General features: G+C 53.2%; 12 protein-coding genes. 4 read left to right on the forward strand and 8 right to left on the reverse strand.

The annotated features are described in order from the left end of the window. Window positions 1-314 precede the first annotated feature (314 nt). From Q1Q75_RS13095 to Q1Q75_RS13105, 3 genes are all read left to right on the forward strand, one after another. The gene (locus Q1Q75_RS13095; protein WP_300671354.1) at window positions 315-2651 is read left to right on the forward strand and encodes a methyl-accepting chemotaxis protein; all 2337 of its coding nucleotides are present in this window, start codon (window positions 315-317) and stop codon (window positions 2649-2651) included. A 270-nt stretch (window positions 2652-2921) separates the two neighbouring features. Beyond that, on the forward strand, window positions 2922-4103 hold the full coding sequence (locus Q1Q75_RS13100; RefSeq protein ID WP_300671356.1) for an ABC transporter substrate-binding protein: 1182 nt from the start codon (window positions 2922-2924) through the stop codon (window positions 4101-4103). A 120-nt stretch (window positions 4104-4223) separates the two neighbouring features. Continuing rightward, window positions 4224-5075, forward strand: coding sequence for a hemerythrin domain-containing protein (locus Q1Q75_RS13105; RefSeq protein WP_300671359.1), 852 nt, complete (start codon window positions 4224-4226; stop codon window positions 5073-5075). Window positions 5076-5126: 51 nt separating this feature from the next. Here the strand turns inward: Q1Q75_RS13105 and Q1Q75_RS13110 are convergent, their stop codons facing one another. Further along, window positions 5127-5753, reverse strand: a complete 627-nt coding sequence (locus Q1Q75_RS13110) for a hypothetical protein (RefSeq protein ID WP_300671361.1) — start codon at window positions 5751-5753, stop codon at window positions 5127-5129. Beyond that, a complete protein-coding gene (locus Q1Q75_RS13115) occupies window positions 5753-6241 on the reverse strand; it encodes a hypothetical protein (protein ID WP_300671364.1) in 489 nt (162 codons plus the stop codon). Before Q1Q75_RS13115 ends, Q1Q75_RS13110 begins: the two co-directional genes overlap by 1 nt. An 801-nt stretch (window positions 6242-7042) precedes the next feature. Here Q1Q75_RS13115 and Q1Q75_RS13120 point away from each other — a divergent pair. Next, window positions 7043-7543 carry a GNAT family N-acetyltransferase gene (locus tag Q1Q75_RS13120; RefSeq protein ID WP_300671367.1) on the forward strand — a complete coding sequence of 167 codons (501 nt, stop codon included), beginning with the start codon at window positions 7043-7045 and terminating at the stop codon, window positions 7541-7543. Window positions 7544-7657: 114 nt separating this feature from the next. Here the strand turns inward: Q1Q75_RS13120 and Q1Q75_RS13125 are convergent, their stop codons facing one another. The 6 genes from Q1Q75_RS13125 to Q1Q75_RS13150 all read right to left on the reverse strand — a co-directional run bounded on the left by Q1Q75_RS13125 (window position 7658) and on the right by Q1Q75_RS13150 (window position 13252). Next, window positions 7658-8848 (reverse strand): hypothetical protein, encoded by a 1191-nt coding sequence (locus tag Q1Q75_RS13125; protein WP_300671369.1) that lies wholly within the window; start codon window positions 8846-8848, stop codon window positions 7658-7660. 85 nt (window positions 8849-8933) lie between these two features. After that, on the reverse strand, window positions 8934-10184 hold the full coding sequence (locus Q1Q75_RS13130) for a hypothetical protein (RefSeq protein ID WP_300671372.1): 1251 nt from the start codon (window positions 10182-10184) through the stop codon (window positions 8934-8936). A gap of 44 nt (window positions 10185-10228) precedes the next feature. Next, the gene (locus Q1Q75_RS13135) at window positions 10229-11416 is read right to left on the reverse strand and encodes a nucleotide disphospho-sugar-binding domain-containing protein (protein WP_300671375.1); all 1188 of its coding nucleotides are present in this window, start codon (window positions 11414-11416) and stop codon (window positions 10229-10231) included. 30 nt (window positions 11417-11446) lie between these two features. After that, window positions 11447-12220, reverse strand: a complete 774-nt coding sequence (locus Q1Q75_RS13140; protein ID WP_300671377.1) for an alpha/beta hydrolase — start codon at window positions 12218-12220, stop codon at window positions 11447-11449. Beyond that, window positions 12207-12974 carry an alpha/beta hydrolase gene (locus Q1Q75_RS13145; RefSeq protein WP_300671380.1) on the reverse strand — a complete coding sequence of 256 codons (768 nt, stop codon included), beginning with the start codon at window positions 12972-12974 and terminating at the stop codon, window positions 12207-12209. Before Q1Q75_RS13145 ends, Q1Q75_RS13140 begins: the two co-directional genes overlap by 14 nt. Next, on the reverse strand, window positions 12962-13252 hold the full coding sequence (locus Q1Q75_RS13150) for a phosphopantetheine-binding protein (RefSeq protein ID WP_300671383.1): 291 nt from the start codon (window positions 13250-13252) through the stop codon (window positions 12962-12964). The genes Q1Q75_RS13145 and Q1Q75_RS13150 overlap by 13 nt, the downstream gene beginning before the upstream one ends. Window positions 13253-13364: the final 112 nt, after the last annotated feature.

Genomic DNA, 13364 nt, shown 5'->3' on the forward strand with positions numbered 1-13364 from the left:
GGTTTCCAGACAAGCTCGAACGCCGCCTCCCTCAAAAGCGAATCGCTCCCGCCATTCTCATGAGTGAGACGGCGTCTCATCCCTGAGATGTCATCCCCGGTATCCCAGATGTCCCAGCCCTCCGACCTCCCCGCCTATCAACCTGAATATATGTCGACTTCAGTCACATCCGCATGGCATTCGCCCATTGGTACGATATTTGCTGAGCCATCACACCACTGGACTGCAGTCCATAACCAAAGCCTGGGGGAAAAATCAGGCTGGCCAAAAGGAGAGGGTTTTCGCTTGTGAAGAACTGGAAATTGAGAACGAAAATGTTAGCAACCATCTGTTCCGTAGTGCTCATTACCTACCTGGTCACCATTGTCTTTGTGACCGTAAAAGCCACGGACATGGTAAAAAAAGAGGCCTTGGAAAAATCCCTCGAGATTGCCCACCGGCACGGGGGAATCCTGAAAACAGAGCTTGAGAAGGCCATGGCCGCCGGTCGGATCCTGGCCCAGAGCCTTGAAGGAATCAATGAGAGCACCTTTGTACCTGAAAAAGCCATGCTGGACGGCATCACCCGGAAAGTGCTGGAAAAAAACAGCGATTTTTCAGGTGTCTGGATCATGATGGACCCGGACACAATGTACAAAGACTTCTACAGCGCCTGGTTTTATCGAAGCGGAAACACGATTATCTCAGCACCTTACACCACAAAAGAGGCCTATTTTAAAGCCGCTGCCGATGCCTACTACACCAAGGCAAAAACCGCCATGGCAGAAGCCATCTTAACCCCCTATGTGGACCCTGAAATCAACGCCCTGATGACGACCACCTCCATACCGGTTCTCGCAGGCGGTCGATGCATCGGGGTGGTCGGGGTGGACCTTGTGCTTGATCACTTGAGCGCCATGGTCCGTGAGATCAAGCCCTTCGGCACCGGCAGTATCAGCCTGATATCTAACAATGGGACCTACGTCGCCCACACCCATCCAGAAAAAATCGCCCAGGACATTGGCACATCCCAAACCTGGACGGCGGCCAAGGAGGCGATCAAAGCCAACCGTATCTATACGATGACAGAAGATTCAGCCCTCCTTGACACGGAAATTTACCGGATTTTCGTCCCCTTCACCATCGGCAACACGCAAGCCCCCTGGGCCGTCGCCGTGGATATCCCCATGGATAAGGTGCTCCAAGGACCCAGAAATTTGATGCAAGCCTGCATTTTGATTGGGATCATAGCCGTGCTGACCGCCATCATAGCCATCGTTCTTTTTTCAGGACGACTCGTCAAACCCATTGTCGCCGCCGTCAACGGGCTGAAAGACATCGCCGAAGGGGAAGGAGATCTCACCCTGCGGCTTGATAAAGCCACAAACGACGAGGTAGGAGATCTGGCGCACTGGTTCAACACCTTTATGGACAGGCTTCAGGTGATGATCAAAGACATGACCGGAGACGCAGAGACCCTGCTGGCCTCCGGGACCTACCTCCTTGACATGTCGAACAGCATCACCCAGGAAACGGACACCACCCTTCAGAGTTCGGCCACGGTAAAAACGGCCACTGACGAGCTGAATTCACGCATGGAATCCGTTGCCGCGGCCATGGAGCAGGCCTCCACCAATGTCTCCCTTGTCGCCTCGTCTGCGGAAGAGATGAACGCCACCACAACGGAAATCGCAGAAAACTCGGAACGCGCCCGGGAGGTCACCGAAACAGCGGTTCAACGTGCCCACCAGGCCACGGAAAGCATGGTCCACCTGGGTAACACCGCCGCAACCATCAACAAAGTGACGGAGGCCATCACAGATATTTCCGAGCAGACCAACCTCCTGGCTCTCAACGCCACCATTGAGGCCGCACGGGCCGGAGAGGCCGGTAAAGGGTTCGCCGTGGTGGCCGGAGAGATCAAGGAGCTGGCCAAACAGACGGCAGAAGCCACCCGGGAAATCCAGGGAAGTATCGAGGCGGTTCAGACCGCCGCCGAATCGGGCATCTCCAGCATCGAAGGCATTACAAAAGTCATTGGTGACGTCAACGCCATGGTCACCACCATTGCCACGGCCGTGGAAGAACAATCCATCGGAACACGAGAGATCGCCGACAACACAAGCCAGGTCGCCATGGGTATCCATGAGGTCAACGAGAACATGGCGCAGGTTGCCACGGCAACGGAAAAAATTGCCCGAGAGGAACTGGAAGTCAACCGATCCGTTGAAGATATTGCGTCCTCAAGCATGGAATCCACGATCAACGCCCGAGAGATGGGCCAGATCTCTGCTCACTTGCATGCCCTGGCAGGACAGTTCAAAGTGGGGGAAAAATCCTTTGCCATCGGCGACGTGAAAATAGCCCACCTTAAATGGGTGACCACCATTAAATCCGTCGTCGCCGATCGAAAGGAGATGAAAGCGGAAGAGGTCACCTCCCACAATGCCTGTGAGTTTGGGAAATGGTACGCAGCCCAGAAAACAAACCTGTCATCAAACCCCGCGTTCAAAAAAGTGGGCAGCTTGCATGAACGGGTTCATACCCAGGCCCGGGAAATCGTCGGCCTCAAGAATCAAGGACGAAATAAGGAGGCCCTCGCGCTGATTGGGACCTTTGAAGAGACCCGCAGCGCCCTGTTCGACAGCCTGGATGAACTCTACAGAAACTAACCTGGCTCGCTGAATCAAACAAAAGCCCTGGCATCCGATCGAATGCCAGGGTTTTTCATGGCCACCCCATCGCCTGACACCCGCCCCAAACCAAGACAATTCACGCCCCTCCCCCGATGGGATCCGTCCACCGAGGCCTGTGAGGATGACACCGCATCCAAAATATACTATACTGAGTAACATTATCTTTTGCCCCTGCCCCTTCTCGCTCGCCTGCGCCCCACCCCCGGAACCAACTGAATCAACCCGCTTGCCCGAAAGAGTAAACCCATGAACAGAAACCTCTTCGTTCTCTTGATCCTTCTCGCCGCGTCCCTCTCGGCGCTCCTCTTTCATGTGGCGGACACGCCCCTTTCCTTTCACGGCCCCCCCATCAAAATCGGAGTCGTGGTGCCCTTAAGCGGAGAGTTTGAGCCCCAGGGACGCATGGCGCTTCAAGGGGCGTTGATGGCTGCAGAAGAGATCAACCAGGGCGGAGTGCTGGGGGGAAAGCAGATTCGGCTTGAGATACGCGACAGCCAGTCAGACGCCGATACGGCCGAAGTCGCCTGTCAAAGCCTGATGACAGAAAAAAAGGTCGTCGCCATTCTCGCGGCCACCGGCTCCCCCTCACGAAAACGCATGGCCACCCTTGCCGAGTCAGAAGGGTTCCCCCTGCTCTACGCCGCTGATTATGAAGGGGGCGAGTGCGCCCCCCATGTCTTTTACTACAGCGAAATCCCCGACCACACCATTCGCCCCATGATCTCTTATTTGCAGGAGACCCAAGGCCCTGATGTCTTCATTTTCGGCCTCGACGTCCCCTTGTCCCACAAAATCGCCGATATCGCCACCCGGGAAATTGACGCCCGGGGAGGGCGGGTGGTCGGCCAGGAATTCACCCCTTACGGCACCCCGGATTACAGCCCTGTCCTGCAGCGTATCAAGGCGTCAAAATCCCGGACTCTGCTGCTCACTCCGTCTGCAAAGGACGGAACCCGATTCATCCATCAATTCAACGCATCCTCCCTGAAGGGAAAGGTCACCATCGCTGCCATCGCCTTCAATGAGAGTCACCTCACGCAATTCAGCCCCGGTGACCTCGAAGGCATCCACACCTGCCTGCACTTCATGGCCAGCCTGGACTCACCCGAAACGAAAGCCTTTGTTGCCAGGCACCGACATCTTTTTCCAAACGCCCTTTACCCGCCAACCCACATCACCGAAGGGAGCTTCGGCCTCTTAAAAATTTTCAGCTCCGCCCTCGACCGGGCCGGAAGTCTCGACATGATAAAAACCATGGCGCTGATGCCGGGAACCCGCATCCAGGGAGGCCATGGTGTCATTACCCTGAGAGACGACCGTCACGTTAATATGAACATGGTGATTGGAAAATTTACTCAGGGTGAATTACAGGCAGTAAAAAAAATGGGGGAGGTGAAACCGACCAGCCAGTGCCCCCGCCCTCATTGAGAATGATCGGGTTCAAGGCCATCCCGGTGCCATAATTTTATTCGTTTATCCGTTTCCATTCATCAAATAATTCTTTATACTATCTAATCATTTCACTCTGAAACCAAAGAATGGATTTTTATGCTAAAAAGCAAAGAACAAAGAGAATACGATCGATATGAAATGCGCCAGACCCTTTCCTTTCGAACCCAGTCCGCAAGCGATCATAAGTTGGGAAAGACCTGCAACCTGAGCAAAAAAGGGATACTGCTGGAAACCAGCCAAAAAATATCCCAGGGCGAAGAATTAGAGCTCATTATTAATATTGACCAACAGTCAGTCCATTTTAAGGGGAGATGCATCTATTGCCTGAAGGCAGGCGCCAACCTCTATCAAGCCGGGATTCTTATTTTACAAATCAATACAGAAGGCCTGGAGGCCTTCCTCGCGCTGATCGAAAAGTTGAAAACTGAAAAAAGGCAGATAAACCTTGCCCTGAGCCCGGAAACAGGAGCCATAAACAATCTCGTCCAACGGGTTGCCTCCGAGCACAAAATCATCTCCCAATATGTGGTGGTCCTGCAGAAAGCCCTGGACGAAGCAGGGGGCACACCCCTCCATCTGGGAGAGCTCGAAACCGTCCTCCTGCATATGAAAAAGGCGCTATCGACACATTTTTATGTTGAAGAGAAGGTCTTCTTTAAAATTGGCCTGACCTCCCTGCCAACAGAATACCACGGATTGATCATGGAACTGTCACAGGATCACTCTGTGTTGGTGCATGAACTCAAGACCCTCACAACATCTGCCCAGGAAGGCATGAAAAAAGGGAGCCCCTGGGGAGCCAAAGAAAAAGGTGACCTGGAAAAATTCCTGCTCAAAGTAAAAACCCATGCCCGAAAAGAACTCACGGAGTTTTTTCCCATCCTTGAATCAAACGAGAATGCCAAAGCACAGATTATGAAGGTGTTACGGAATATCATCGACGTGTGAGGGTGCGGGTAGCATGGTGCAGCTGGAAGGATGGGCTCCTGCGGTGACGGTTCACGGATTAAATACGGCGTCGTCAAGGGGACCATCCACCTTAAGGTTCCGAAGAAAAACCGTCTCCTGGCTTCCGTTTGAAAAGAGCTTCACCACCTTGATGGGCAAATGGAACTCCGGGTGCACCCACAGCAGATAGGTCACCTCCTCGCTCTCGATCAGGAGCCGAGGACAAAGAGAGGTCTCCACCACCTCAGGTGGCAGAAGAGTCACAACACCCTGCCGTGCGTAGCGCATGACAGACTGGATCAGGGCCCCCATATCAGAGCGATCAACCGTATGCCCTTTGGGATCGGTAATCAGACGGTTGTCGGGGGAAAGGCTCAAGGTCAGGAGCCGGGTTGAAAAGGGGCGCAGGGACACCTTATTTATATTTGGATCGTAAATCAGTCGTGCGCCTTTGTGGGGCCGAATAAAATCCATCCGAATAAACCCCGGTTTTTTATAGGTATAGACAATCCGGTTACGCCCATCCTCCCCGTCCGAATCCAAAAGCGTGGTATAGTTTGTTAACGCATCAAACCGCCCCACCATCTCATCCAGAAGAGGATGCCCCTCTCCCCAGACAGGACTCGCACAAAACAGACAGACCCAGACAAAGAAAAGCCAGACAACACGGCGACGCATCAGCAATCCTCCGCTGCGAGATACCGAGTAAACCCGGTCATTCCTTGAGCCATCAAGCTCTTATGATTCTCAATGAAGTACCCTTTTATAAAAGGTGACAAAAGACTCATCCAGAGGCGCGTGGTCCGTACCTTCAGAGAAAATACACCGCATGTGCCCCGACGTGTCTGCTGAATACGGCAGGAGCATTGCCCTTCCAGGTCTCCATGAATATCAGCCGTAATAAGGGCCAGGTCGTTGACCTCCCGGAGGACAGCCTGAATGTTCAGGCCATAGGGCAAAAGCCCTTTCCATCGCGTGCTGTATTGCTTGCCCTCCGTTCCCACGGAGAGTTCATTCTCGGGCAGGCAAAATTCCAGCCCTTCCCACCACTGGGGCCAGGCCTCCACATGAAGCATCCCGTTCCACACCGCTGCCACAGGAGCCTCTACCGCCCATTCCTGTTCAAAGCGATAATACCTCCATCGATCCAACCTCAAAAAATCCACGTCGCCCCGCTCCATTGCAAAAAATTCAGATGCTGATCGCCTGCCCCTGGGCAGGAGTGCACATGAGCACGGCACATTAACACAGCCTCACCCCATAGAGAAGCAACAAGTCACCCAACTTAACTATTTCTTAATTCTACCACGACTCTGGACTCGATACGGAAAAAAATAAATACAAAAAAGATCACAGAGGATCATGCGCCTTTGAAGGGAACGGGACCATTCATATCGCAATGAATAAACAGATCCCGACAATGATTGCGATGATCACCGCTAAGAGAACAACACGCTTTTAAAAAGGACACCGGAGAGCTCAACTTTATAGAAACAACGTTCTGAAGCTTGACAGGCCCCATCATTCATGGAATGCCAAAGATGTCGCCTCTACCTCTTACAAGGACGACACCCGAACATGGGGACACCAACGATGACGACTTATCGCCACCGCCGGAGCCGATTGAAAGAGAAGACTTCCATCAAAAAGCCGAGGAATTATGTCTAAATCAGGTGATTCAAAACGCGATGTTAAGAAAAAACCTCAAAAAACTCTCAAGGAAAAGAAACAGGCAAAACGTGATAAAAAAATGAGTAAAGCCTCAGTTCCTGAGGGATAGGGTTGCTGAAAAAATAGACAAGAGAACGCTTCCGGCGATAAAACAAGCCTTATTCGAGCCGAGTCACCATGGTTCTAAGGCGTCTATTTTTTCATAAACCTTAACGGCTTCCCCGCACCTTCTTCCTTCACCGGGACGGAAGCTGCGGGGAGAAATTCTCCTTAACCCAACCGCCCTCCTTTTACCTATGCTGACTCACAGACCCATAACGGAAAATGACTGGCCTCAAATTCTTCAGATTCAAAAAGAAAGTTACGAAGAAAATCTTCAGGAGAGCCTCACCGCATTGCAGAGCCGCTGGCTCATGTCGCCGGATTTTTGTTTTGTCGCAGAAGCCGACGCCCTGGTCGTCGGTTATGCCCTGGCGCACCCCTGGAGAAATCATCACGTGCCGGCCCTGGGCATCCCCCTTGAGCCACCCGTCAACCACACCCTCCTTTATATGCATGACGTGGCCGTCTCGTTAGCCTCCCGAGGCACTGGGGTTGCCGCACGTCTGGTCAATGTCCTGATCTCCCGGGCCACTGCCTGCCATGTGCCCCACATGGCCCTGACGTCTGTGCAAGGCAGCGCCCCCTTCTGGGAAAAATATGGTTTTCAGGTTGTGGAGTATGGCGGTGACTTGACGGGCTATGGGAAAGGAGCGGTCTACATGAAAAAGCACCTCAATCCCCATGGGGACGCCTAACCCGGCTCGCCCGGAAAACCTGCGTTCAAGGCGACACACCTTGCCGAGGCTCTTTTCATTTCACAAAAGCGGAAAAGAGTGACACGAATTGAAAAGGATGGCGATGGCGGCTGTTTATATGTCGTTTGCAGAAAGCCGACGCGCGACAGAGGCAAGAAGGGAATGGATGCGCCCCTGGGTGGCATACATATGGGGAGTTGCGGTGAGAATATCCACGTATTTCCCGGAGCCTGCGAGCGTCATAAAGTGAGACATGCCCTCACCGCAGGGGGGGATAAAGAAACAGGCCTCGGGGTCGAAACCGCCACAGGCATATCTTTCCATGGGCATCTTTCCGAGATTGGATATCACAGCGGACGCGGAGTACAGATCCGTCGCTTGACTCTCCGCCGCAGACTGCCGGTAGACTCTCTTCATAAGTGACAAAGGGATAAAGGAAAGGACAGGATACCACGAAGGCAGGGATTCATTTTGCCCCGCCAGGAGTAATGAGAGTTTGCCCTGGACGGATGTCACGGTGTCTTGATCTGACACCTCAAAATGAATCATGCTGGACAGATTATTGGTAGAACGAAGCCCCGGGATTCTTTTCCTCATATCCACCGGGATCAGAAAAGAGACTCGCCCCGGTTGATACTTCCAGGCTTCTTCGGCAAGTAAAATCGCCAGCTTTGAAACAAGATGCTTGAATTTTCCTTCCAGCCGGATGCGTTGCCAGGCGACGGCCTGGCTGTCTCCCTGGGATTTACCCGTTGGAATGATGCAATCACTGGGCCTTATTTTGGTCGCACTGTTTTGGTTTTTATCGCGGGTCATGGAGGAAATGTCCATGTCTGTCACCCGTGAACGCGAGCCCACCGGTTTTTTTCCGTTCAGTGCAGCGAAAACATCTTCAACCCAAAGCTGAGTTCCACGGCCATCCATCATCCCATGGTTGGTTCTAAAAACGATCCGCGTTGTGTCCCCGGGCAAAAGCACAACCTGAGAGGTCGGCCCCTTCACCGGATGAAGAGGCTCCGTTAAAAACGGCGCGTTCAATGAATGGAACCCATCCCACGCAGAATCCCGGATGACCTTCACCGATGCCGAGCCCCCTGAGGCCACCCATTTGGCAAAGCAATACCGCCCCTTCAAGCGCAGCCGACTCCCCGGATGTGCGCGGCACGCAGCATCCACGGCCTTTTGTAACTCAACCTCATCAATGGTCCCCACCCCTTCCACCACCAACTGATTGGCGAAAGGCCTGGCCGCCCAATCGGCAACCAGGAGCGTTTTTTCGGCAGGAGATAATTTTCGACTGAACATCGCAACAGACTCCATAAATAAAAATAAAGAACAGGAATAACAAACAAATCCGGCGGCATGGTGACTTAACCCGGGGTCCCGGAGATCACCCCCTGCTCGCCAGAGGGACTCGTTTAACAGATTGAATCGGCGTGGCTTTTCCATCTCGCACTGTCACCGCATCATGGATCGGGGCATCATCCCAGTCCCGCAACAGGGCTTCGGCAGAGGCGACCAGAAAGGCATCGTTGGGGACACTGACCCCGGAGTTGATCCGGACGGCGTTGCCCACTTTAACCCGGTGGCCGATCGCGGCCCCTAAAAAATGGGTTTCACTGTCTGCCAACCCCTCCCCGGTGTTTGCACAAACAGGGATGGATTTTCCAAAAGAAAGGTCCAGGATGGTGGCTCCGAAGGCCATGAAGCTGTCACGCCCGAAGAGACACATCTGATACCCCCCACCGGAGGAAACCATGGCACCGGGGTAGGCCACCGAAAGGTTTAGCATGGCACGTGTCGGCAGGTAGGCCTTGCGACCCACAACGCTCATCTGAACAATAGAGTAGGGATCAATCACCGCCTCTACGCCAATATAACATCCCCGGACTACCGAAAAGGCTCCGATCTTTGCGCCTTTTTTGACGGTTGAAAACTCAACCACCGCCGTCGGGTGAATGTCCGCCCCTTTTTCAATTTCGTTAAGCTGCTGCATCACCTTCCACTTGTTAATGGAGCGGGATTTCATCAGGAGCCGTGTGATTTTAAGGGCCTTTTTAAACATCGAAGAGGACGTGAATTCACGTTTCCCTTTCTCCATCGCATAGCTCATCGACAAATGGTTCACACGCAGGATGTGCGTCCAGTGATCCATCTGAAACACCATCTCTGTCCCCAGCCAGAACGGTTGTTTCTCGGAGATCCCAAGGGCCGGGTGTTTCACGGCGGTCACCACGTCGTCCGGGTCCACCGCCCGCAGGTCAAGTTCCGTCACCACGACAGGGCACGTTTCAAACTCCGGGCGGGCACCTGGCAACATCCACGCCATCTCATACATCCCAGGCCCGTCCAACTCCTGTAACGCACCTGTCGACGACAACCAGTGGCTGTTTTTCACGCACAGGCGGCCATAATCACCTGCGATTATTTTTTCCACCAGCTCTGAAGTGAACCATGTGCGATCCGAAAAAAGAAAAAAAGGCTCATCGTCCGGGACCGCATCCACCCAGGTTACACCGGCGTCATTCAGCGCATTGCGTTGAACCTCCGATAAGGGCTGATCCATAATCCGGGTTTTTCCAATCCCATCGCCAAAGGGGTTGATCGTCTTGTTCGTTTCAACACAAAAGGCTTTGATCATGCCCATCTCCTGCGTTCCGTTAAATAATGCCTCTGGCACGCCCTTCAGCTTTTCAATTCCTCAAGGCATCGTGCTGCTTTTTCCGCTCCCCCTGCCTTCACAAAGGACGCCTTGATTCTGAGCGCATTCTCACGGTAGGAGGGGTCATGAATCAGCGTCATCACCGCATCGTGCATGTCACTGGGTTTAAAACGCCGATACTTGAGTCGGAGCCCGGCACCGGCGGCAACCACCTGGCTCGCTACTTTTGACTGGTCATCTTTGATGGGGGTGACCACAAGGGGCAATCCGTTCATCAGAGATTCACAGACCGTATTATGCCCGGCATGGCTGACCACACAGTCCACATGGGGCAAGACGTCCAGTTGAGGGATGCGCTTTCGGATGATAAAATTATCCGGTATCCTGTCAAAAAAGTCACCCGGTGCAACCGCCACCACGGTCAGGTCCCGGTGTTCAAACGCCTCAACAATTTTACTGAAAAAGGCTTTTCCATGGTCTTGATTGACGGTACCCAGGGAGATCAAGACCTTGGGTGTGGTCGTTTTTTTCAGTCTCGCAAAGGGAAAAGGCGTCGTATCGATACGATGGGTAATCGAAGGACCGACGAAGCGATAATGATCCGGGAATCTGCAGTGTTCCCCCACAAACAAAGGCGATGAAAAGATAACGGCAAGACGCGCCGATGTATTCACCTTTTCGTTGCAAGCCACTCCGACGCTCTGCTGGAATTCAATCATCCGGTCGTGTTCCCACTGATTCACCCGATGAAAGCCTTCTAAGGGTTCCTGAACGCCTGCGGAGGTGGTGCAGAAGGTGGCGTAAGGGATTTTTTTCTGCCATGCGACCACGGCACCGGCAAAGGCCTGTTGATCGTTAATGATCACATCCGGCTTCACCCGTTCGACGATGGACGCCACCCCTTGCATGGTTCCTCTGGCCATGGGAATAAAGACATCTTCATATAAAAACTTCAAACTTTGCAGACCCGAGACAGACGGAGATTTTTTAACTATCTTTCGATAATCCTCCGGGCCCATGTTGTCTTCTACGGCCATAAAGGTTCCCCCCTTGGGCAACCGGTCCCCTAAAGGGCCGTCACCGCCCACAAGCAGAGCCTCGTGGCCGGCCCAAAGAACCTCATGCCCGCAGCTAAGCAGCTGAGCGCCGACGGAGAGCGTTGGATTGATATGCCCCGCCAGGGGTGGAACCACAAAGAGAAAGCGCCCCATAAATTTACCCTTCCAGAGTCCGCACACACATTATTGACATGTTAACCACCTCGTCACCTGTTCACAGAGCTCTTCGGTTGCCTCCCATATCACCGAATGGGTACACCCTTTGATCACTCTGAAGTCGCATTGGGGAAGGAGGGACTTGAGGATCTCGCCTTTGTCCCGGATATCTGAGTGTTCGCCGTAAATAGCAAGTACCGGGCAGGCAATCTCTGCCAGGGAGTGCTCGGAAATGGGCCTGAAATTCCGGATATCATGGACCAGTGAGGTGCCATAGACCAGCCCATGGGCATTGTCTGCCAGCCGGTTACGCTTTCGGGAGCTGTGACGCCCGAGCCACGTTTTAAACGACGCGGCAATGGCCCGGTCACGGGCATCTCCCTCAAGCGAAAGGGTCTCTGTCATGTCCGCGGCAAATCCGCTGTCCCCGATGTGGGCATCAATGAGAACAATCCCCGCTGTTCGTTCCGGATAGGCCAGGGCAAACGCCAGGTTGAGAATCCCGCCAAAACTGTTTCCGACCAGGTAAACAGGATCCACCAGGCCCAACCCGTCGAGGAGAGCCGCCAAATCCGCCACAAAATCAGGGAGGGTGTAACCGGATTCAGGTCGCTGTGTTTTGCCATGCCCCCTCAAGTCATACATCAGGGCACGAGCGAAACCTGAAACCCGGGTACCCAGTGTAAAATACCAGCTCGACAGGTTGTCCATGATCAACCCGTGATGAAAGACAACGGTCTTCTCTCCGGACCCAAGATACTGATAATGAATATCAATCGCATTGGCTCTAATCACTGCCACAAAAAAACTCCAAAAATTGATGGTTTACCTCACCGGAACACTCCACAGGCAGATAATGCCCCCCAGGCAAGACGACAAGGGTTGAATCCGGGATGTTTCCCGCGAGGCGCTGACCGGCATCCCTGCAGGAGGAGTGGTCCCCATACAGAAGCAGGGCGGGGACGGACAGGGAGGCCAACAGGGCATCGTCTATATCCGGTTCTTTTTGGAGGTCGGAAAAAAGGGTGCTTTCACACGCCAGATATTCGAGTGAGGCCCTTAATTTTCGCGCCTGCCGTTTGCCGCTGAGAATCAACCCCTGCAACCAGGACGGCAAGGCCTCAATCATCTCCTCCGGGCTTCGGTTAAGGAACACCCCCATCTCTGCCAGATCCGACGGCGGGAGCGGAGCGTCCACGATCCCCAGTTTGTTTATTTTTTCAGGATGGCTGAGTGCATAATTCAAAGCAACCAGGCCCCCGTAACTGTGGCCCGCAAGGGAGAGGGTCTTTAACTGAAAATGGTGAATCACCGCGTCCAGATCACCCACCATAGAGGGGATATCAAAACCGGTACGGACCTTTTCACTTTTGCCATGTCCCCGCATATCATACAGAATCACCCGATGGGTTTTCGCCAGCAAAGGGGCTGCGGTAAAATACCACATGGCCAGGCTGCCCACCAAAAGCCCATGCAGCAAGACAATGGTCTTCTCGCAATCCGGGTTCAGTTGCTGCACATGAAGCCGGGTGCCGTTTGCGTTCAGGTAAGGCATGAGTCAATGTAATCCACCACCTCAGCCACGCTCAGGTGAATGATCGCGTCCAGTTCCATGGCCGAGAGCCACTGGGCAAAATCAACCCTTTCTCCGTAATGGTCCCTGATTTTTTCGGCAAATTCCACAATTTCAATGCTCTCCATCTCAAGGTCGTCTGCAAACGTGGTTTCCAGCACAATGTCCATATCATCCATGTAGTCTTCTCCGATAACGTCACGAATGAAGCCCGCCACCGTCTCCAGGATGTTACCTTTTAAAGATTCTTCCATTATCATTATTATGACCTTCTATGGTTAAAGTGGGTGGAAAAACATGCCTCTGGAGGCCAGGGGCTGATTCACTTGGCCCCAGATTTCTCGCGTTACCCCGAACGTTATTTCGGCCTCC

This window comes from Desulfoluna sp. (assembly GCF_030145185.1).
Classification (GTDB): Bacteria; Desulfobacterota; Desulfobacteria; order Desulfobacterales; family Desulfolunaceae; genus Desulfoluna.

Bases quoted from the DNA above. Each gene is read 5' to 3' on its own strand.
- Q1Q75_RS13110 (WP_300671361.1), bottom strand. From the start codon at position 5,753: ATGCGTCGCCGTGTTGTCTGGCTTTTCTTTGTCTGGGTCTGTCTGTTT.
- Q1Q75_RS13130 (WP_300671372.1), bottom strand. From the start codon at position 10,184: ATGATCAAAGCCTTTTGTGTTGAAACGAACAAGACGATCAACCCCTTT.
- Q1Q75_RS13145 (WP_300671380.1), bottom strand. From the start codon at position 12,974: ATGCCTTACCTGAACGCAAACGGCACCCGGCTTCATGTGCAGCAACTG.
- Q1Q75_RS13150 (WP_300671383.1), bottom strand. From the start codon at position 13,252: ATGATAATGGAAGAATCTTTAAAAGGTAACATCCTGGAGACGGTGGCG.
- Q1Q75_RS13105 (WP_300671359.1), top strand. From the start codon at position 4,224: ATGCTAAAAAGCAAAGAACAAAGAGAATACGATCGATATGAAATGCGC.
- Q1Q75_RS13095 (WP_300671354.1), top strand. From the start codon at position 315: ATGTTAGCAACCATCTGTTCCGTAGTGCTCATTACCTACCTGGTCACC.
- Q1Q75_RS13135 (WP_300671375.1), bottom strand. From the start codon at position 11,416: ATGGGGCGCTTTCTCTTTGTGGTTCCACCCCTGGCGGGGCATATCAAT.
- Q1Q75_RS13125 (WP_300671369.1), bottom strand. From the start codon at position 8,848: ATGTTCAGTCGAAAATTATCTCCTGCCGAAAAAACGCTCCTGGTTGCC.
- Q1Q75_RS13120 (WP_300671367.1), top strand. From the start codon at position 7,043: ATGCTGACTCACAGACCCATAACGGAAAATGACTGGCCTCAAATTCTT.
- Q1Q75_RS13100 (WP_300671356.1), top strand. From the start codon at position 2,922: ATGAACAGAAACCTCTTCGTTCTCTTGATCCTTCTCGCCGCGTCCCTC.